The sequence below is a fragment of the Pseudomonas maumuensis genome (genome assembly GCF_019139675.1).
GTDB lineage: Bacteria > Pseudomonadota > Gammaproteobacteria > Pseudomonadales > Pseudomonadaceae > Aquipseudomonas > Aquipseudomonas maumuensis.
Genome location: NZ_CP077077.1, coordinates 695,754 through 716,258, shown reverse-complemented (window position 1 = coordinate 716,258; position 20,505 = coordinate 695,754). Strand labels below are relative to the sequence as shown.

The window sequence follows — 20,505 nt, the reverse complement described above, 5'->3', positions numbered from 1 at the left end:
CCCTGTCCGCCCCCTTGGTACGGCACTGCTTTTCTTCTAATTGATTGCTCGCGTGCGCTGGCTCAGGCCTGCGGCACAGGTACCTCGACCTGCCCCAACGCCTGCGCCAGTTGTCTGGCCTGGTGTTGCTCCCCCTCCCGGAAGGCCTGCAGCTGCTGCCCGAGGGTCGGCGCCCCGGTCAGCCCCTTGCCCGCCCCTGTCTCTGCCCCCTGGCGGAATGGTTTGCCTCCGCTCAGTTCATACTGGCCACCGTCGTCCGGCAGCGTCTTGTCGAAGATGTTGGCCAGGCTGCTGGCCCCGAACACATTGGCGTCACCGCCACCAAAGCCGAGGAAACCGGCTCCCGAACCATTGCCGATAGCGCTGTCGGCGTGCTGGCCGGCGAACACCTGCGCCAGGTAGCTCGGCGCCAGCGCACCGTTCTGGATGAACAGATTGCCCAAGGTCGGCAGCCCGCCGCCCGCTGTCGGCACCTCGAACAGCGGCTGCGGCAGCAGCGGCGACTGGAACGGTGCCGTTACCGGCAACGGTGCGACCACCACCGGTGTGCCTGGGCTGGCCTGGCCTGGACGCGCCGGTGGGTAGGCACGGAACTCCGGGTCACCATCGGTCGACTGCAATGTCACGCTTTGCCCGGCGAAGCCACCGACCATGGCGTTGCCGGCGCCATCGCGGATGCCCGTGCCACTGGCCTTGAGCCCAAGGGCCAGGCCACCACTGCCTGCCACCCCTGCAACATTGACCTGCCAGGTATGGCCGTCGAGGCGTACCAGCGACTGCAGCGTGCCACTGGCGTTGCCACTGGCCAGCAGTTCGAAGTCGCCCAGGTCCACACCGCTGACGTCCTCGCTGAAGGTCACGGTGAAGCTCTGGCTGCCCGGCGTCGGCGACGGATTCGCCACGATCGAGACCACGCCGGGTGGCGTGCTGTCGACAATGACCCCGTGGCTGTCGCCAATATTGTTCAGCCCCGGTGTCAGTTGATTGCCGGCCGCATCGTGCAGGCTCGCGCCATTGGCCGACAGGCCCAGCACCTGGATACCGTCGGCGTCGTTGTCGCCGGCCTGGATCTGGTACTGGAACACCAGCGTCGGCGTGCCTGAACCGGCCACGAAGTCGGCGTACACGGTGCGCCCGCCGACATCCAGGGCCAGGCGCGGCACGCCATCGACCAGCACGGCTTCGTTGGTGTTGACCACGAAGGTGAGCACATCGCCGGTGTTGTAAGGCACGCCCACCGGCACGCTGACGCTGCCCACCGTGGGCGCGTCGCGGTCGATGCTGTACACGGCGCCGGTCAGGCCGCCGACCAGGGCATTGCCGGCCACGTCGGTGATGCCCGTGGCGCTGGCCTTCAGGTTCAGCCCAAGGGTGCCGGTGCCGCTGACGCCGCCGACGGTCACCACGTAAACGCCACCGCCCAGCGCTTGCAGGCCGGTCAATGTGCCGCTGGCCGAGCCAGTGGTGGCCAGGCTGAAATCGCTCAGGTCGACACCGTTGACCCGCTCGCTGAAAGTCACCGTGAAGCGCACGCTCTGGGCGTTGTTCGGCGACGGGTCGAGGGTGACGATACCCACCGCTGTCGGCGCCTGGGTGTCGACCAGCACCTGATGGGTGTCGGCCACGCCGTTGAGGGTCAGGTCCATGGCGTTACCGGCGGCATCGGTCAGGGTCGCGCCGTTGGCACTGAGCGCGGTGACGGTGATGCCGTCGCTGTCGTTGTCGCCAGGCTGGACGGTGTACTGGAACACCAAGGTGGTGGTGCCCGCCCCGGCCACCAGGTCAGCGAACACCGTGTGCCCGCCAATGTCCAGGGCCAGGCGCGGCGAGCCGGCCACCTGCACCGCTTCGCTGGCATTGACCACGAACACCAGGGTGTCACCGGCATTGTAGGAGACACCCACCGGGCCACCGACACTGGTCACGCTGGGCACTCGGCTGTCGATGGCATAGTTGTTGGAGTCGGTGCTGCCCACCCCGGCGTTGCCGGAGGCCGCGCCGACCACGCCGGTGTTGTCCAGGGTGATCAGGTTGCTGGCGTCCTCGACATTGGCGGTGGGTGTGAGGGTCGCGGTCCAGGTGATGCCGCCATCGCTGCTGCTCAGTCCGCTCAGGGTGCCGTTGGCCACGCTCAGATCGGCAAGGGTGAAACCGCTCACCGCTTCGCTGAAGGTGATGGTCACCAGGCTCGACTGGCCGGCGCGCAGGGCGGTGTCGGTGACCACGACGGTCGCCGTGGGGACCACGGTGTCGACCGTGTAGTTGGCCGACGAGGTGCTGCCGACACCGGCGTTGCCGGCCAGGTCGGTGTAGCCGCTGTTGTTCAGGACGATCAGGTTGGCGCCCGAGCGCACCCCGCTGGTCGGGGTGAAGGTGGCGGTCCAGGTGATGCCGCCGTCGCTGCTGCTTACAGCGCTTAGCGTGCCATTGGCCACGGTCAGGTCGGCGTTGCTGAACCCGCTCACCGCTTCGCTGAAGGTGATGGTTACCAACGACGTTTCGCCGGCGCGCAGGTCGCTGTCGGCCATCACCAGGGTGGCAGTCGGGCGCTGGCTGTCGACGGTGTAGTTGTTCGAATCGGTGCTGCCGGTGCCAGCATTGCCCGCGATATCCGTCACGCCGCTGTTGTCCAGGCTGATGACGTTGCTTGTGTCGGTGATGCCAGCGGTCGGGGTCAGGGTCGCGGTCCAGGTAATGCCACCGTCGCTGCTGCTCAGCCCGCTCAGGGTGCCGTTGGCTGCGGTCAGGTCGGCGCTGGTGAAGCCGCTCACCGCCTCGCTGAAGGTGATGGTCACCAGCGACGTCTCACCGATGGCCAGGCTGCTGTCGGCCACCACGATGGTCGCGGTCGGGCGCTGCGTGTCGATGGCGTAGTTGTTCGAGTCGGTGCTGCCGACCCCGGCATTGCCACTGCTCGCGCCCACCACGCCGCTGTTGTCGAGGGTGATCAGGTTGCTGCTGTCAGTGATGTTGCTGGTGGGGGTAAAGGTCGCGGTCCAGGTGATGCCGCCATCGCTGCTGGAGACAGCGCTCAAGGTGCCATTGGCCAAGGTCAGGTCGGCATTGCTGAAGCCAGTCACCGCCTCGCTGAAGGTGATGGTCACCAGCGACGTTTCGCCGACCCGCAAGGCATTGTCGGCGACCACGATGGTGGCCGTGGGGACCACGGTGTCGACCGTGTAGTTGGCCGACGAGGTGCTGCCGACACCGGCGTTGCCGGCCAGGTCGGTGATACCGGTGTTGTTCAGGATGATCAGGTTGCTGAGGTCGCGCACCCCGGCGTTCGGGGTCAAGGTCGCGGTCCAGGTGATGCCGCCATCGCTGCTGCTCACGGCACCCAGGGTGCCGTTGGCCACCGTCAGGTCGGCGTTGCTGAAGCCGGTCACCGCCTCGCTGAAGGTGAAGGTCACCGTGGTGGTTTCGCCAGCGGTCAGGGTGGGATCGGCGATCACGATGGTGGCGGTCGGGCGCTGGCTGTCGATGGCGTAGTTGTTCGAGTCGGTGCTGCCAGTGCCGGCGTTGCCGGCCAGGTCGGTCACACCGCTGTTGTCGAGGGTGATCAGGTTGCTGGTGTCGGTGATGCCGGCGGCCGGGGTCAGGGTCGCGGTCCAGGTGATGCCACCGTCGCTGCTGCTCAGCCCGCTCAGGGTGCCGTTGGCCAGGGTCAGGTCGGCGGTACTGAAACCAGTCACCGCCTCGCTGAAGGTGATGGTCACCAGCGACGTCTGGCCGATGGCCAGGTTGCTGTCGGCCACCACGATGGTCGCGGTCGGGCGCACGGTGTCGATGGCGTAGTTGTTCGAGTCGGTGGTGCCGGAGCCGGCGTTACCGCTGCTCGTCCCGACCACACCACTGTTGTCCAGGGTGATCAGGTTGGTTGCATCCTGGATATTGCTCGTTGGCGTGAAAGTGGCGGTCCAGGTGATACCGCCGTCGGCGCTGGATACCGCGCTCAGGGTGCCGTTGGCCACCGTCAGGTCGGCATTGGTGAAACCGCTCACCGCCTCGCTGAACGTGATGGTCACCAGCGAGGTTTCGCCGATACGCAGCGCCGCATCGCTTACCACCACGGTAGCCGTGGGTTGCAAGGTGCTGACGCCGTAGTTGTTGGAGTTGGTGGTACCGCTGCCCGCGTTGCCGGCCAGGTCGGCCACCCCACTGTTGCTCAGGGCGATCACGTTGGTGGCGTCCTGCACGTTCACCGAAGGAGTGAAGGTCGCCGTCCAGGTGATGCCGCCGTCACTGCTGGAAAGCCCGCTCAAGTTGCCATTCGGCGCCGTCAGATCGGCCAGGGTGAAGCCAGTGACCGCCTCGCTGAAGGTAATGGTCACCGTGGTGGTCTCGCCGACGGTGAGATTGTTGTCGGCGACCACGATGGTCGCGGTCGGGCGTTGGGTGTCGATGCTGTAGTTGTTCGAGTCGGTGCTACCGCTACCGGCGTTGCCGGCCAGGTCGGTCACGCCGCTGTTGTCCAGGGTGATCAGGTTGCTGGTGTCGGTGATGTTGCTGGTCGGGGTGAAGGTCGCGGTCCAGGTGATCCCGCCGTCGCTGCTGGACACCGCGCTCAAGGTGCCGTTGGCCACCGTCACATCGGCATTGCTGAAGCCGCTCACCGCCTCGCTGAAGGTGAACGTCACCAGCGACGTCTGGCCGATGGCCAGGGTGGGGTTGGCCACCACGATGGTCGCGGTCGGGCGCACGGTGTCGATGGCGTAGTTGTTCGAGTTGGTGGTGCCGCTGCCGGCGTTGCCAGCGGCATCGACCACCCCGGTGTTGTCCAGGGTGATGATATTGGTCGCATCGGTTATGGCGCTGGTCGGGGTGAAGGTCGCGGTCCAGGTGAGGCCACCGTCGCTGCTGGACACGGCGCTCAAGGTGCCGTTGGCCACCGTCAGGTCGGCATTGCTGAAACCGGTCACGGCCTCGCTGAAGGTGATGGTCACCTGGGACGTTTCACCGATGCTCAGGCTGCTGTCGGCCACCACGATGGTCGCGGTCGGGCGCTGGGTGTCGATGGCGTAGTTGTTCGAGTTGGTGGTGCCGCTGCCGGCGTTGCCAGCGGCATCGCTCACCCCGGTGTTGTCCAGGGTGATGAGGTTGGTCGCGTCGCTGATGGCGCTGGTCGGGGTGAACGTCGCGGTCCAGGTGATCCCGCCATCGCTACTGGACACCGCGCTCAGGGTGCCGTTGGCCACCGTCAGGTCGGCATTGGTGAAGCCGGTCACGGCCTCGCTGAACGTGATGGTCACCAGCGACGTTTCGCCGATGGCCAGGTTGCTGTCGCTGACCACCAAGGTCGCCGTCGGGCGCTGTGTGTCGATGCTGTAGTTGGCCGAACTGGTGGTGCCTGCGCCAGCGTTACCGGCCAGGTCGGTGACACCGGCGTTGTTCAGAGTGATCAGGTTGCTGGCGCTGGTGATGCTGTTGGTCGGGGTGAAGGTGGCGGTCCAAGTTTTGCCGCCATCGCTGCTGGACACCGCGCTCAGGGTGCCGTTGGCCACGGTCAGATCGGCGTTGGTGAAGCCGCTCACCACCTCGCTGAAGGTGATGGTCACAGTCGCGGTCTCGCCCACTTTCAGGGCCGAGTCGCTGAGGGTAATGGTGGCGGTTGGCGGAACCGTCTCGTGGATGGCCACCGTGACCGACGCTGCACTGGAGGTGGCGCCGTCGCCATCGTTGACGGTGACGGTTAGGGTGCGGGTGGCCTGGCCGATGCTGTTGGCGGCATTGCTGTTGTCGTAGGTGAGGTTGCGCACCACCGCCTGGACCGCTGCAGCCGTGGCGTTGCCGTTGAACGTCAGCACCAGGTTGGCGCCGCCCGTGCCACCGGCGTAGGTGCCGATGGCCACTCCGCCGTAGCTCACCGTGTTGCCGCTGACGCCGATCTGCCCGGCGCCGGTGCCTTGGTTGCGGATGCCCAGCAGATCTTCGCCGGCCACACCGTTGCCGCTGACCGCCACGGTCAGGTTACCGCCGGCAAAGTCCGCCGAGTCACTATCGGTGACCGTGGCGTTGCTGCCGCTGTCGAGCAGCACGGCGCCACTGCCCTGGGTGAAGGTCTGGCTATCGCCGTTGAGGTTGGCGATCACCGGCGCGGCATTGGGCGGCTGGACCACCACCGAGGCGGTGCGGGTGGTGCTGCCCATGTCGTCGTTGACGCTGACGGTGACGTTGCGCGTGCCGCTGGTATAGGCCCCGGTGCTGTTGCCGTAGGCCACCACGGCGAGGATCGAGCGGTACTGGGCCAGGGTGGCCACGCCGCTGAGCGACAACACCGTGGTGCCGGAGCCGCTGATGGTGATGCCGTAGCTGGCCGCCGTGGCGATCTGCCCGGCGCTGAGCGACAGGGTTTCGTTGCCGCCGTCGAGCACGCCGCCCAAGGTGAGGGTGGCGCCGCTGACCTGGGTATCGCCGTCGGTCTGGGTAAGGCTGATGTTCGGCACGATGGCCACCGGGCTGCCGGTGAAGTTGACCGTGCTGTCATTGCCGCCGCTACCGGTATCCAGGTCGACCACCGGTGGCGCCGAGTACAGCACCTCGTAGGCGCCGATATCCACGCCACCACCACGGGGCCGGTCGAAGCCGCGCAGGTCGGTGGCCGGCGCGCCGGTGAGGGTACCCTGGTCGATGGCGTTGCTGGCGGTGCTGGCCAGGCGATAGTCGCCAGCGGCGGTATTGACGAAGTTGACCGAGGCGCCGATCAGGTTGGTGGTGCTGGTGTAGCCACCGCCGACGCCGCCGTTGGTGGCGGCATCGAGCTGGGTGCCGTTGACGGTGTTGCCGGTGAAGATGCTGTTCTGCACCGTCACCGTGCCGGCCTGGCCACTGACCCAGCCCAGGCCGCCCGAGGTGATGCTGCCGCTGCTGGTGTTGAGGAACACGTTGTTGGCCACGGTGCTGTTGGTGATGCGCACCGTGCCGCCGCTGTTGCCCAGCACGATGATAGAGCCGGCCGCCACCGTGCCGGTGGCGCCGTAGGTGCCGGTGTTGTTGTAGATGGCGACGTTTTCCAACACATGGTTGTTGGCGCCGCCCAGGCGCACCAGGGTCGACATGCCGGTGCTGCCGAGGATACTGGCGTTGTTGTCGTGGATCGTGCTGTTGCGCACCACCACGGTGGACCCCGCCGTGGTAGCCGAGTTGATCACCGTGCCGTAGTTCTCCTGGAAGTTGGAGTCTTCGACCGTGATGGAACCGCCAAAGGCGCGGATGGTGCCACCGGCGATGTTGCTGGAGAAATAGCGGAAATCCAGGTTGCGCACGGTCAACACGCCACCGCTATTGCTCTGCAGGCCCGACGCGTCTGCGCTATCGCGGATGCCGTTGTCGTTGGCATCGCCGCTGAAGATGATGTCGCCCTTGCCGTCACCGTCGACATCGCCATTGATGGTGATGTTGCTGGTCACGAGCAGCGCCGAAGACGTCGTCCAGCGGATGGTCTCGCCTTTGAGGTTCTGGTGGAACACGATGATGTCGGCGCCGCTGCCTGCGGCGGAGCCATCCACCGAGGTGTCGGTGTTCGCGGCCTGGATGGCTTCGGCCAGGGTCACGCCATCACCGGCTGCGATGAGTGAAGCGTTCTTGCTGGTGACGGTGATGGTCGCCAGCGAGGTACTGAACGCCGACAGGTCGCCACGCTGCACGCCCACGCCACTGGCCACCACCCCGGAGACGGTCTCCAGCGCCCAGTCCTCGCCGGCGCGGTTGCCGGTCGAGTCGGAGGATGCCCCGACGTCGGCGCCGCTGAGCCGGGCCACTTCGTTGACGAACAGCTGGCCGTCGCTGCCGGCGCCGGTGTTGCAGGCGAAGAAACGGATGTCGCCGCCCGGCGCCAGGCTCGCGCCGATGCGCGCGAGGTCCGCGCCATGGCTGGCCAGCTGGTTGGCCCAGATGGCGTTGCCGGCCAGGTAGACATAGCCCTGGTCGCCGTGGCTGATGATGTCGACCGAAGTGATGTCGCTGCGGCCGTTGAGATAATCGGCGATCTGCTTGAAACCGTCCTTGCCGTTCTCCAGCACCACCACCTCGACCCCGGCGGGCAAGCCGGCGATGAGTTTCTGGTAGTCGCTGACGGCCGAGTCGATGAACACCACTTCGTGGTTGCCCGAGGCCGCCGTGACCGGCGCGGTGGCCGGTGCCGCCTCGTGGACCGGCTCGTGGCTGGCGCTGTCGCGGGTGCTGGCCGCGTCGCTGGCGGTGCTGGTGTTCTTGCCTCCGGTGGCGGCTGCGGCGGCTTCGACCGCCTGAGCCCCCTGATCGGCGACCACGCCCACCGAGGCGTCGAACATCATGCGCGGTTCCAGGGCCTGGATGAGACTGGGCCGGCTCGCGGAAACGTTGGGTGTGTGGGTGTCTTTACCGCGTTTCCAGAATGCCATGATGCCCTCGCTCAGCCCTGCGGCTGCTTATGCCTGCCGTCCTTGCAGATGAGGACGGCCTGTCCTTGTCTGGTAATCCTGAACGGACGACGGGGCGCCGATGCGCGCCCCGCTGCCCTGCCTGCCTATATCCCGGCCTCAGTTACGGGATGGGAAGATCCCTTCGATCGCGATGATGAAGTTGATGCCCAGGTAAGGGCTCTGGTTCGAGAACGGCTGGTTGCCTGGCACAGTCGCGCCCGTCGTAGCAGGGATGGTGAGGTTGAACGGCTTGAGCGTGGTATTGCTGGCGGTGGAGGCGTAGATGTCGATCGACACACCTGATCCGGACGAGTCCTTCGGTTTGGCCAGCACGCCGGTGGTCGAGGGGGCCGGCAGGTCGGCGTCACCTTCCGCGGCAGGGATGGCGACCGATACGGTCTGGGCAGGAATGTTCACAGCCTGCGACGCCATGTTCAGCGAAGTCAGCGTGGTTGTCGGCGTGCCGGCTGCCTCGCCCAGCACGACACTCGGCAAGCCTGGCCCCTGCCCCTGCTGGACAGGTGCGCGGCCCCGCAGGTCAGGCAAGGCGAACGTAGTCTGGCCATTGCCACCGTAGGTCGTACCCAGAATCGAGAACAACGCGGAGTTCTGGGCGATGCTTAGCAGCTGCCCTTGGCAAAACATCCAACCACGTGGGGCGAAATTTCCCGCGAACAATAAGATCTGACCGATGTATGGCTCACTCATTTACTGCACTCCTTTGACAACGCGGCAAGGACGGGCCTCAAGGCCCGCAGGTAATCACGTTCGTGACAGGCACGCTCAGAGCTGCCGATCGGCGTGGAAAATCGTCTGGAGCTCCGGCCCCCTTGGGTATCGGGGCTCACCGGTTTCATCAATCGCGGCAATGGACGCTGGCCGGCTCATCTTCAGCGAGAGGCCGTTCTCACCGACCACCTGGAACCCACTGCGCTGATAGAGCCGCAAGGCCGGGTTGTGGGAGGTGACATGCAGGCCGGCGCTTAGCCCCCGTTCATCGGCACGTGCCAGCCACTGGCCGAGCAGCCGGCTGCCGATGCCACGCCCGTACCAGGCGGGCAGCAGGGCTATGTCGATGAATTGCACGTGGCTGTCCGCCCAGTGCAGGTAGGCGCGGCCAATGGGCTCGCCCGCCACTTCGATGACGAGGAAGTCGGCGCCGACGAACTGGGCTTGGTAGTGATCGTGCTGGGCCTGGAACTGTTGGTCGAGAAAGGCATCGATGGCGGCCTGCGGCCACGGCAGCAGGGCCATTTCGGCGGCACGGGTGGTGCCATAGAGTGTGCGCAGGAACGCCCGGTCGGCGTCCACGATGGGACGAAGGTTCACCTCGGGGATGGACATCGGGTATGGCTTCCCTGCGTAAGGTTACCCCATGGTGAGGGGCGCACATCCAAGTGAATTGTCCTACACAATCTGCAGCAGCGTAGCCGAAGAACAAGGCAAATAGCCACTACCTCGGCAGGGTCTTTCCAACTTTTTTCTCAAACACCCGTTCGAGGTAGTTTGACGCCATTTCCTAGACGTTTCGCAACCGTATGGATTCCAATGCGTTGTAGGGCTGCTGGGCCCAACGGGCGACCGCTTCGCGAATTTCGTCGCTGGCCTCCTCGCGCTTGCGCAGGCTGTCGGCACTGAAATTCATGGCCGGTTGCTTGGCATCGAAAGCCGCGACAGCGCGCAGGTCCGCCACTTCACCTGGCTGGATGCCGAACAGCGGCCCGAGGCGTCCCCAGACGGCATCGGGCAATTCGCTGTAGTTCACCGCGTTGGCACCGTAGCGTTCGCACAACGCTAGGCCAGCCGTGAGGATTTCGCCAATCATCCGGCAGGTGTATTCCAGCGGGCCCATGGTCCGGGAGCCAGGCAGCAGGCTGTCGAGGCCCGAGGCGCCGAGCAATCCCGGCACCCGGTGCATGCCCGCCTGGCGCAGTTGCGAAACGACGATTTCCAGCGGGTCGCGGTAGAGGAACACCCGGTGTACGTCGGGATACAGCGCCATCAGCAGCGGTGCGTCGAAAATGTTCCAGGCATCGAGCTTGATCAGCAGCTGGTGCTCGTCGCCCTTACGACGCTGACCGTAGGCCGAACACAGCGCCCGCAACGCATCGGCCTGCCAAGCAGCGGCGGACGGGTCCTGGCGTGCGGCACGCAACAGGTTGTCCAGCGGCGGCGGCTCGGAAAGCACGATATTGCGGGCCTGGCTGGCGAGCAATTGGGCGATCAGCGTCGAGCCACAGCGCGAAGCGTGGAACACCAAGGCCGAGGGCGCCATACCCGGGCTACGGGCGTGCCAATCGAGCAACGCCTGGACATCGGTGTCGCGGCGCATGGCCTGGTTGAACGGCAGGCGTAGCGCCTGGTCGACGTCATCGCGGAAAAACGGGCGGGTCAGGCGCCGTTCGCCGAACCAGCACCAGTCCACCCGCCACCCGGCCTCACCCTGCCAGAGGCGAATGGGCAGCCAACCGTGAAAGTCCATCGCGGTGTTCACACTCGCCATTGATCGCTCCATGCCTGCTTGCCCCGGCGCATGGCGCCGGTCACTTCTGCTTCGGTGAACGCCAACCCGTGCTCCGCTGCCAAACGCACGGCCTCGGCCACGAAGTCATGCGCCTGCTCCTGCACCTGCAAGCGCTCGGCCAACGCTGGTATCTGGGCCACCAACAGACGGAACTGTGCGAAAGCCTGCATTGCCCTGCCAGGCTGCAATACCGGCGTCTGCGCCAGACCATTCTCGATCAAGGTCAGCAGCCACGGATCGGCCGCGCAATCGAGCACCAGGTGGATGCGTTCACCGGGCCCGGGGTTGTTGACCCGATGGGGACGCGACAGGTCGATGAACCAGCACTCGCCCGGACGCATCGGCACCTGCAGGCCCTCCACCAGGAATTCCACGCTGGGTGGGCTCAGCAGCGGTATGTGCAGGCGCAGGCAGCCGCCAGGGCGGCCCAGGTCGGGGTCGCAATGTTCATGGATGCGCGCGCGCTCGCCAAGGCGCAACAGGCGAGCGGCGCGCAGTGAAGGCAGAAACGGCGCCAGCACCGCCTGCCAGGCTGGTTCCTCCTGCCACCAGGGCAGTTGCCTCGGTTCGCCCTGGCCTGGGGCCAGCAACAAGGGCGCGTCCTCGGCGGCGACCAGCGCCACCCCGCTCCAGTCACCCTCGTGATAACCGCTGTTGAAATGCGCCTGCCAGGCCTCGGCCCGGACCTGGGCCAAGGCCTGCAGCAATGCCGACAGGTCCGTGGCCAGGGCCAGTTGGGAACAACGCGGCAATGTGACCTCGGTCATTGAAGGCTCCTCGCAGTGAATGCTTCCTAGAAACCGCTCTCGCGCACGCCCAATGCCGCCAGCCGACGCCAGGCGGTGCCCAGCAACGACTCCCGCGCGCCCTCCAGTACCACCACCCCACGCAATGGCTGGGCCACATCGGGCACTTCGACCAGCGGCATCAGGCGCACCCCATACTGGGCCTGCACCGGCTCCGCGCGCTGCTGGCCATCGCGCCGCACGGCCACCGGCCCATGACGGTCGGAGGCCAACGCTTCCAGCTCCAGTACCGCCACCCCAGTGGCGTCTACCTGCTCCACCCGTACCGGCACTGCCGGCCGCGCCGGGTCATCGGCGATGAAGCGCCCTTCGCTGCCGACCGCCACCCGCCACAAGTCGGCCTCGGCCAGGTAACCGCGCAGGCGCACGCCCGGCTCGACGATCCGCCCCAGGGTCTGGGCCGGGTTGACCCACTGGCCGGGCACAAGCTCGGGCGGCAGGTCGCGCAATACCCCGCTGCGCGGCGCGCGCAGTTGCAGGCGTTCACGCTGGGCCGCCAAGCCACGGTATTCGGCCACGGCTTCGGCCAGCTGCTGTTCGAGCACGCCGACATCGCCTGCGGTCTCGCTGCGCCCGGCCTGGCGGCGCAACAGCAACTGCAGGATGTCGATCTCGCGACGCACGATGGACTGGCGCGACGCCAGGTCGGGCGACTCCAGCTCGAGCAGCAGAGTACCCTGGGCAACCCTTTGCCCCTCGCCCACCAGCAGGCTTTTCACCCGTGCCGCCACCGGCGCGTGCAAGGCACTGACACGCGATGCCTCGAGCATCGCCGGCACGTCCACCGCGCCGCGCCAGGGCAGCAACAGCACGGCGAGCAGCAACGCCAGCCCGCCGGCGACCCGCAAGGTCTTGCCCGGCGCTGCCTGGCCACGGCGCAGCCACCACTGCTGCAACTCCTTCCACACTGGCAAGCCGATGAACCACACCAGTTCCACCAACATCAGGAAGATGCCCAGCACCTTGAAGAACAGGTGATAGACCGCCAGGGCGATACCGAAGAACAGCACCGCGCGCCATAGCCAGGCGCCGTAGCCCCACACCAGCAGGCGGCGGCGCATGAAGGCTGGCCAGGCTTCGGGGGCGGGTTCGCCATAGCCGAACAACGCTTCGCGCAGGCGCCAGCGGCACAGGGCGAAGGCGCGCTGCTGCAGGTTCTCCACGCCCCACAGGTCGCTGACCAGGAAATAGCCGTCGAAGCGCATGAAAGGGTTGAGGTTGACCAGCAGCGTGGTGATCCAGGTGGCGCTGGCCAGCATGAACGCCGCCGTGCGCGCCGGGCCATCGGGCAGCAGCGACCAGGCCAGCAGCGCCAGCACCGCCAGCACCAGTTCGGCGAACACCCCACCAGCGTCGATCAGCAACCGCGAACGTCGGTCACGGACGCGCCAGGCATCGCTGACATCGGTGTAGAACATCGGCAGCAGCACCATGAACGCCAGGCCCATGCTCTGCACCCGACAGCCGGCACGCTTGGCCATGAAGGCATGGCCAAACTCGTGGCACAGCTTGGCGAACCCCAGCGCCACGCCGAAGGCAAGGATGCCCCCCAGGCTGAACAGGTGTGGGAAAGTGGCGACGAAGCGCGACCAGTCGCGGATCACCAAAAACACGCCCAACGTCAGCAAAAGCGGCAGGGCGATGCGCAGCAGCCAGCCAGCATGGCGCTCGAGCAGCGGCCAGGTACGGTTGAGGAAGGCGTCCGGGCGCCACAGCGGAATACGAAAGAACAGGTACTGGTGCAGCACGCGCGTCCACAGGCTCTGCCGGGTGGCGGCGGCCTTGGTCGCGTAGCTGTCGCGCTGACGGGCGTCCTCGGCGCTGATCAGGTCATGCTGGCCGAGGAACGACAGCAACTCTTCCAGCGCCTGCCCATCGACTGCCTGGCCGGGCTCGGCGTTGGCGGCGGCCAGCACCCGTTGCGGGTCGCCCAACCGCCAGTGCTGCAACAGCCGCACGGCGGCGGCGCCCAGCTTGAAATAACGCCCGCGCAGCGGGTCGGCGAGGGTCCATTGTGGCGCGCCGTCATGGCCGGGCGCCGCCGCCGACAGCTGCAGGTCGGCCCGCAGCGGCGGCAGGCTCATAGTCCAAGCCCCTGGCGCAACGCCGCCAACGGCCGGCGCAGCAGGTAATACACCAGCGGCGCACGCTCGCCGTACAGCTTGGCGGTGCCGCGCAGGCCGATGCGTGGCGGCGCGTCATCGAAGCCGGCATCGAGGCGGTAGGCCAACTGCCCGGCGGCGCTGGCCTGGGCTTCGTAGGCGGCGCGTTCCAGGCGCGCGGCGTGGCGGTGCAGCGGGTCGCTATCGAGGAACAGCGCCACTTCGGCACCAGGCTGCAAGGCGATGGCGTCGCCCACCGGCAGCTCCATGCGCAACTCGGCCATCTGCGGGTCGGCCACTTGCATCAGGCGCTCGCCGGTCTGCACCGGCCTGCCCATCCAACGCTCGGCATCGGCGAACACGGCGATCCCGGCACGTTCGGCGCGGATCTCGCTACGCCCCAGAAGCTGGCGGGCGTAATCGAGCTCAGCGCGCTTCTGCTCCACACGAGCGGCCAGCAGATCGAGCCGGGCGTTGGACTCTGCATCACTGAATGCACGCTGGGTACTGGCCTTGAGCTCGGCCTCGGCCACCCCCAGGGCGCGCGCGGCGACATCGGCCTGGGCCCTGAGGGTGGTGGCATCGAAGCGCACCAGCACATCACCCATGGCGACGGTCTGGTTGGGTTTGACCAGGAACTCGGCGATTACCCCGTCCAGCGGCGCGGCGACCACACGCCCCGCCCGCGGCACGACCTCGGCCGGCGCCAGCACCGATTGACGCACCGGCACCAGCAGCACCAGCAGCAACGCCCCCGCCATCGCCAGCAGGCGCCGCCTTGGCCAGCGCAGACGCCAGGGCCGGGCCGGGCGCAAGGCCAGCCAGGCATGGGCGTAGGTATCCGCCAGTTGATTCAGCAGGGCTTGCTCGGCAGGGTTGAACGCCTGATCCCGGGCCAGCCAAAGGCCGCCGAACATCTCACCTTGGCGATCAAGCAGTGGCAGCCAATAGGCGTGGGCAGCCGACAGCGACTGCCAGTCGGCCAGGGCCTGGGCATCCAGCCGAGTGGGGTCGACGCTGCCGGCCTGGCCTGCCACGCCTGCGCCCTGCAGTGTGTGGGCGGCGCGCTCGACGAATGCCACGAACGGCGCATGGGGCTCCACCACGCTGATGCCCGTCAGCGCCTGGACCTTGCCGGCGATCAGCAGGGCGGCATGGCGAAAGCCGAACAGCGCCTGGCCATCGTTGACCATGGCATAGGCCAGTTGCTCGCTGCTCGCGGCCTGCCGGGCCTGGCGCTGCAAACCGAGGAACAGCGCGAAGGCGTGCTCGGCCACGCCCGCTGCGACGGTCATGGCTGTTCCGGGAAGTGGGCGGTGCCGCTCATGCCGGCCAGCAGCCCCTGACTGTCGCGGGGCAGCTCGCCGATCAGTTGCAGCGTCTGGCTGCCCTCGTCGATCCGCGCGCCGACGCGCTTGACCTGGGCCTGCAGCGGTTTGCCGGTTTCATCGGGAACGAACTCGAACGGCTGGCCAGGCTTGAGCTGTCCCAGCCAACGCGAAGGCACCAGCAAGTGGATCTCCAGCGAGCGGTTGTCCACCACCTCGAGCAGCGGCGCGCCACTGGCCACGCTTTCATGGGGCTGGGCCCGGCGCTGCACCACCCGGCCATCGAACGGCGCGCTGACCACGCAGCGCCTGACCTGCACCTGGTACACCTGGGCCTCGGCCTGGGCCTGGGCCTGCTTGGCCTCGGCCAGCGACACTTCGAACTGGCCGACCGACTTCAGCGCGGCCAGTTGGCGGTTGTGGTTGAGTTCTTCGCGAGCAGCGCGAACGGCGGCCTGGGCGGCGTTGAGCTGGGCCTGGTAGGCGCTGCAATCGAAGCGCGCCAGGGTGCTGCCCTGCTTGAAGTCCTGGCCATCGGCATAGGGCATCTCGACGATGCGCCCGGCCAGCTCACTGGACAACACGGCCTGGTCGCGGGCACGCAGTACACCACGGGGATTCTGTCCGGCGCTGGACGCTGCGGGAGTATCGAGCAAGGGGTCGGCGGGCGGGTCGCCGGCCTGCGCCAGCGGCAGGTGCAACAGACCCAGGGTCAAAGCCAGACGGAAACCGCGAAGCATGTTGCGCACTCCCTTGCGAGCTGATGGCCGGAGTGTAAGACAAAAAATGATGGCACGGATATATCACGCCGATGAAGATCCAGGGCGCTCGACAGGCCATGGACGTCCTTCGATAAGCGACGCGCAAACATGCGCAAGCGGGCTGGCCCCGCGAGAGGCAAGCCCGCTTGCGCAGCATCAACTTACCCCGGCGAGCGCGCCGTCACGACACCCCGCCCATGCCCCCGGGTGGTGATGATGCCGAGGAACGAGATCACGATCGCCAGGCTCAAGGTGGCGGTGACCTCGGCGCGGTGTTCCTCGGTAAACATCATCACGGCCAGTGCGCCGCCGATGAACAGGATCACCGCCCAGGTCAGCCAGGGGAACAGCCACATGCGGAACTTGAGGTTGGCGTTCTCGCGCTCCAGCCGCCCACGCATGCGCAGTTGCGAAATGGCGATCACCAGATACACCAGCAGGGCAATGGCGCCGGAGCTGGCCAGCAGGAACTCGAACACGCCCTTGGGCGCGAAGTAGTTGAGGATGGCGATGGCCGCGCCGATCAGGGTACTGCCGAACACCGCCGCACGCGGCACGCCAACCCGTGAGGTGTTCTTCAACAGCGCCGGCGCATCGCCGCGCTTGGCCAGCGAGTACATCATCCGCGAGGCGATGTAGATAGACGAGTTCATGCAACTGGTCACCGCGATCAGCACCACGAAGTCGACCATCAGCGCGGCGTTGGGGATATTCATGATCTCCAGCGCGCGCTGGTACGAGCCCACCACCGCCAGCTGCGGGTCGTTCCACGGCACCACCGAGATGATCACGAAGATCGACAGGATATAGAAGGTACTGATGCGCCAGATCACCGACCGGGTGGCCTTGGCGATGTTGCGCGCCGGGTCGCTGGACTCGGAGGCGGCGATGGTCACCGCCTCGGTGCCGATGAAACTGAACATCACGGTGATGAAGGCACCGACCACCGCCGACCAGCCCTTGGGCGCGAAGCCGCCGTGCTCGTCAACCAGCGTGCTCAACCCACTGACCTCGCGCTCCGGCAACCAGCCCGCCAGTGCGGCGAAACCCAGGCCGATGAAGCCGAGAATCGCGGTGACCTTGAGAATGGCGAACCAGAATTCGAACTCACCATACTTGGCCACGCTGAACAGGTTGGTGCAGGCCAGCAGCAGCACCGAGGCCAGGGCGAAGATCCAGCTGTCCACCTGGGGGAACCAGGCGTTGAGCACATGCCCCGCGGCCAGCGCCTCGATGGGAATCACCAGCACCCAGAACCACCAGTACAGCCAGCCGATGGTGTAGCCGGCCCAGCGCCCGATGGCCTGGTCGGCATAGGTGGAGAACGAGCCGGTGTCGGGGTGGGCCACGGCCATTTCGCCGAGCATGCGCATGACCAGCACCACCAGGGTGCCGGCCACGAAATAGGAAATTATGGTGGCCGGCCCGGCAGCCGCGATGGCATGCCCGGAGCCGACGAAAAGTCCCGCGCCGATGATGCCAGCGATGGACAGCATCGTTACGTGACGTGGCTTGAAACCTTGAGCAAGGTTGCCATCAGTTCCCACGGTGTTCATTGGTCTTGTTCTCTTTTTGCTGACACAAGGAAGGGACGGGCAGGCGTAGGCGAAACGGTCTCCTCGGCAAAAGGCGGAGTACGTTGCACACGCTCTGTTACGGCCTTCTCATGCGCCTGGGGCAACGCACCATGGGGATGCGGGCTTCACTTTAAGCCGCGCGCGGCGCGAGCAAAATGCTCGAAAACGTCAGACAACTGTTCGATCACGACACCACGTGCCCATCCACGTCAGTCAAGCCCCTCGACATGCCTGATTGCGTCAGTCGCGGTCACGCAGGTAATCCCAGTAGAAGTTCACCACCGCGAACACCACGATCACCGTGACGATCATTAGGCCGATCTGCAGATTGCTCATGGCGTTCTCCAATTGGCGATGCCAGGGAAAGAAGGGGTTGGCCGCGCAGCGGAGCGCTCGGCGTGCGCAGGGACTACCGCGCAACCGCGCCCACGGGCCAGGCGCTTGAGCGCCAGCACCATGAGCACACCAAGCAGCATCATCGCCAACACCAGCAAGGCATAGGCCAGCCACCACGGCACGCCCGCAGTCATCATGCTGAACTCGGACATGCCGCCAATGCTGGCGATCAGGTTCAGCGGCAGGAACACCACGTTGATCAGGGTGAGCTTGCGCAGGGTTTCGTTCATCGCGTTGTTGGCCAGGTTGCCGCGGGCGTCCATCAAGCCGGCGAACACCGTCGAGTAGATTTCGGCCTGCTTGTGGCACTGGTTGTTCTCGATGACCAGGTCGTCGATCAGCGCCAGCACCTCAGGGTTGAAATGGCGCTTCTCGCCATGGGCGCGCAAGCGCGAGAGCACCGCGCCATTGCTGTGGATGGCATTGATGTAGTGGATCAGGCTCTCGCTGAGGTTGAACATCTGCATCAGGTGGTGGTTTTCCAGCGACTGCTCGAAACGCTGCTGCAGCTCGCGGGCGACCATCTTGATCACCTTCAGGTGCCCCAGGTAGTGATGCAGGTTGTCCAGCAGGATGGCCAGCAGCACATCCATCGGATCGTGCAGCGCATGGCGTTGCCCGAGGCCGTCGAGCAGGGAGGCGTCCGGGGCGATCAGCACCAGGTGGCCATCGACCATCAGCATGCCGAACGAGGACACCTGGAAGGCGAAGCTGTCGCCGCCGGTGTAGCTCTCCGGGCGCTTCCAGATCAGGAACAGGCCATCGCGGTGCAGTTCGAGGCGCGACACTTCGTCCGGGTCGAGTGCCGAAGCCAGGGCATGGGCATCCAGGTGGAACCATGCCTGCAACAGTTCACGCTCGGCGCTGTCCGGTTCGACGAACAGCAGCACCTCGCAATCGAGCCCCTTGCGCTTGCGCAACTGGCCATGGGCCAAGCTGTAGCTTTTGATCATGCCAGCACCTCGTTACCAGGCTTGCCCCCGGCGCTTCTGCTCCAGGCGGCGGATGAATTCCTCCAGCACCAGCGTGTAGAGATCGTCGTGCAGGTAGGCGTCCTCTATGCCGGCGTCGAGGTTGGAGTTGTCGTTGACCTCGATCACCACCACCCGCTCACCGACCTGCTTGAGGTCGACGCCGTACAGGCCATCGCCGATCAGGTTGGCGGCCTTCACCGCCAGCTCCACCACCGCCCGCGGCGCCTCGTGTACCGCCAGGGTGCGGCATTCGCCGTTGACCTCGTCGCGCTGGGCCTGGTGGTTGAAGATCTGCCAGTGGCCCTTGGACATGAAGTACTGGCAGGCGAAGATCGGCTTGCGGTTGAGCACGCCGATGCGCCAGTCGTACTCGGTGTAGAGGTATTCCTGGGCGAGCAGCAGCACCGAGTGCTCGAACAGTTCGGTGGTGGCGGCCTGGAGTTCTTCCGGGTCATTGACCTTGATCACGCCCCGGGAGAAACAGCCGTCGGGAATCTTCAGCACCAATGGGAAGCCCAGCCGTTCACCGATACCTTCCAGCGCCTGCGGGTTGTCGCGGTAGAGGATCTCGCTGGCCGGCATGGCCAGGCGATGGCTGCGCAGCAGGTCGGTCAGGTACACCTTGTTGGTGCAGCGCAGGATCGACGCCGGGTCGTCCATTACCACCAGCCCTTCGCTCTCGGCCTTCTTGGCGAAGCGGTAGGTGTGGTTGTCGACGCTGGTGGTCTCGCGGATCAGCAACGCGTCGTATTCGGCCAGGCGGGCGTAGTCCTTCTTGCCGATCAGCTCGACGTCGACGCCCAACTGGCGCCCGGCGCGGACGAAGTGTTCCAGTGCCTTGGGGTTGGAAGGCGGCAGCGCTTCGTCAGGGTCGTGGAGGATCGCCAGGTCGTAGCGCGCCATCCGGCGCGAGCGTGGCTGGCGCCAGATCCTGCGGCTGAAGCCGTCCAGAGCGTTGGCAAACGGGTCCTGCTGGTCTTCACGCAACTTGTGCAGCGCACCGGCCTTGACCCCGGCGATATGCCAGGTGCTGGTCTTGCGGAACTCCACCAGCAGGATCGGGCACGGGAAACTTTCGAACAGCTGGCGGGCGATGTCCTGCAGCGGTTCCAGATCGGTACGGCCGAAATACAGGGTCAGAGTGAACCCCTCGGTTTCGCCGTAGGGGTGATTGGCCAAGGCACTCTCGAGGCTGCGCGCCATGTCGTCGAGGGCCAATCCGTATAACGACTTCCGGGTCAACTCACTGATACTTCTAACCGAGGGAATAACTTTATGCCCGCGCGCCTCGGCCAACAACGAACAATAATAACCATGACCTAGATACTTGTAATTACGGCATAGGTTAATCACTTGTACACGCTTGCCGCTGTCAGCCTCGCGCGGCTCTTCCAGGTACTCCTGAGCCGTCACTACGTCCTCGCTGGGCAGATAGGAAGCCCAGTCCTCACGTCGTTCCACGATAATTACCAGCTGACTTGACTTGTTATCCAGGGTCAGAGGATAAATAACACCAGCCGTACTTGAGTGTGAACTTTCCCCGGGCCAGCCAGGTAAGGGTTCCTGAAACGATGACATTATTGAAGCCCTGTGTTGGGTAGACACGGTTTCTATTAAGCACGAAGTTTTTCGAATGTC

General features: G+C 66.0%; 11 protein-coding genes. All 11 read right to left on the bottom strand.

Annotation, left to right across the window (positions count from 1 at the left end; all coding sequences use genetic code 11):
• Positions 1-62: 62 nt before the first annotated feature.
• The gene (locus KSS90_RS03395; protein ID WP_217868194.1) at positions 63-8,378 is read right to left on the bottom strand and encodes an Ig-like domain-containing protein; all 8,316 of its coding nucleotides are present in this window, start codon (positions 8,376-8,378) and stop codon (positions 63-65) included.
• A gap of 138 nt (positions 8,379-8,516) precedes the next feature.
• Positions 8,517-9,107, bottom strand: coding sequence for a phage tail protein (locus KSS90_RS03390; RefSeq protein WP_217868193.1), 591 nt, complete (start codon positions 9,105-9,107; stop codon positions 8,517-8,519).
• A gap of 75 nt (positions 9,108-9,182) precedes the next feature.
• Positions 9,183-9,743: a GNAT family N-acetyltransferase gene (locus KSS90_RS03385; RefSeq protein WP_217868192.1), complete on the bottom strand. Its 561-nt coding sequence runs from the start codon at positions 9,741-9,743 to the stop codon at positions 9,183-9,185.
• 175 nt (positions 9,744-9,918) lie between these two features.
• Positions 9,919-10,902 carry a sulfotransferase family protein gene (locus KSS90_RS03380; RefSeq protein WP_217868191.1) on the bottom strand — a complete coding sequence of 328 codons (984 nt, stop codon included), beginning with the start codon at positions 10,900-10,902 and terminating at the stop codon, positions 9,919-9,921.
• Entirely contained in the window at positions 10,890-11,690 is an 801-nt protein-coding gene (locus tag KSS90_RS03375) for an aspartyl/asparaginyl beta-hydroxylase domain-containing protein (protein ID WP_217868190.1), read from the bottom strand. Before KSS90_RS03375 ends, KSS90_RS03380 begins: the two co-directional genes overlap by 13 nt.
• 26 nt (positions 11,691-11,716) lie before the next feature.
• Positions 11,717-13,813 (bottom strand): site-2 protease family protein, encoded by a 2,097-nt coding sequence (locus KSS90_RS03370; RefSeq protein WP_217868189.1) that lies wholly within the window; start codon positions 13,811-13,813, stop codon positions 11,717-11,719.
• A complete protein-coding gene (locus tag KSS90_RS03365; RefSeq protein WP_217868188.1) occupies positions 13,810-15,126 on the bottom strand; it encodes an efflux RND transporter periplasmic adaptor subunit in 1,317 nt (438 codons plus the stop codon). The genes KSS90_RS03370 and KSS90_RS03365 overlap by 4 nt, the downstream gene beginning before the upstream one ends.
• Positions 15,123-15,899, bottom strand: a complete 777-nt coding sequence (locus tag KSS90_RS03360; RefSeq protein ID WP_217868187.1) for an efflux RND transporter periplasmic adaptor subunit — start codon at positions 15,897-15,899, stop codon at positions 15,123-15,125. Before KSS90_RS03360 ends, KSS90_RS03365 begins: the two co-directional genes overlap by 4 nt.
• Positions 15,900-16,081: 182 nt before the next feature.
• The gene (gene gabP, locus KSS90_RS03355) at positions 16,082-17,476 is read right to left on the bottom strand and encodes a GABA permease (RefSeq protein WP_217868186.1); all 1,395 of its coding nucleotides are present in this window, start codon (positions 17,474-17,476) and stop codon (positions 16,082-16,084) included.
• A gap of 353 nt (positions 17,477-17,829) precedes the next feature.
• Positions 17,830-18,846 (bottom strand): magnesium transporter CorA family protein, encoded by a 1,017-nt coding sequence (locus KSS90_RS03350; protein ID WP_217868185.1) that lies wholly within the window; start codon positions 18,844-18,846, stop codon positions 17,830-17,832.
• Positions 18,847-18,858: 12 nt separating this feature from the next.
• The gene (locus KSS90_RS03345; protein ID WP_225933127.1) at positions 18,859-20,445 is read right to left on the bottom strand and encodes a RimK family ATP-grasp domain-containing protein; all 1,587 of its coding nucleotides are present in this window, start codon (positions 20,443-20,445) and stop codon (positions 18,859-18,861) included.
• Between the last annotated feature and the right edge of the window lie 60 nt (positions 20,446-20,505).

Excerpts from the sequence above, each read along its gene's own strand:
- KSS90_RS03345 (WP_225933127.1), bottom strand. The coding sequence starts at position 20,445 with ATGTCATCGTTTCAGGAACCCTTACCTGGCTGGCCCGGGGAAAGTTCA.
- KSS90_RS03360 (WP_217868187.1), bottom strand. The coding sequence starts at position 15,899 with ATGCTTCGCGGTTTCCGTCTGGCTTTGACCCTGGGTCTGTTGCACCTG.
- gabP (WP_217868186.1), bottom strand. The coding sequence starts at position 17,476 with ATGAACACCGTGGGAACTGATGGCAACCTTGCTCAAGGTTTCAAGCCA.
- KSS90_RS03390 (WP_217868193.1), bottom strand. The coding sequence starts at position 9,107 with ATGAGTGAGCCATACATCGGTCAGATCTTATTGTTCGCGGGAAATTTC.
- KSS90_RS03350 (WP_217868185.1), bottom strand. The coding sequence starts at position 18,846 with ATGATCAAAAGCTACAGCTTGGCCCATGGCCAGTTGCGCAAGCGCAAG.
- KSS90_RS03385 (WP_217868192.1), bottom strand. The coding sequence starts at position 9,743 with ATGTCCATCCCCGAGGTGAACCTTCGTCCCATCGTGGACGCCGACCGG.
- KSS90_RS03365 (WP_217868188.1), bottom strand. The coding sequence starts at position 15,126 with ATGACCGTCGCAGCGGGCGTGGCCGAGCACGCCTTCGCGCTGTTCCTC.
- KSS90_RS03370 (WP_217868189.1), bottom strand. The coding sequence starts at position 13,813 with ATGAGCCTGCCGCCGCTGCGGGCCGACCTGCAGCTGTCGGCGGCGGCG.
- KSS90_RS03375 (WP_217868190.1), bottom strand. The coding sequence starts at position 11,690 with ATGACCGAGGTCACATTGCCGCGTTGTTCCCAACTGGCCCTGGCCACG.
- KSS90_RS03395 (WP_217868194.1), bottom strand. The coding sequence starts at position 8,378 with ATGGCATTCTGGAAACGCGGTAAAGACACCCACACACCCAACGTTTCC.
- KSS90_RS03380 (WP_217868191.1), bottom strand. The coding sequence starts at position 10,902 with ATGGCGAGTGTGAACACCGCGATGGACTTTCACGGTTGGCTGCCCATT.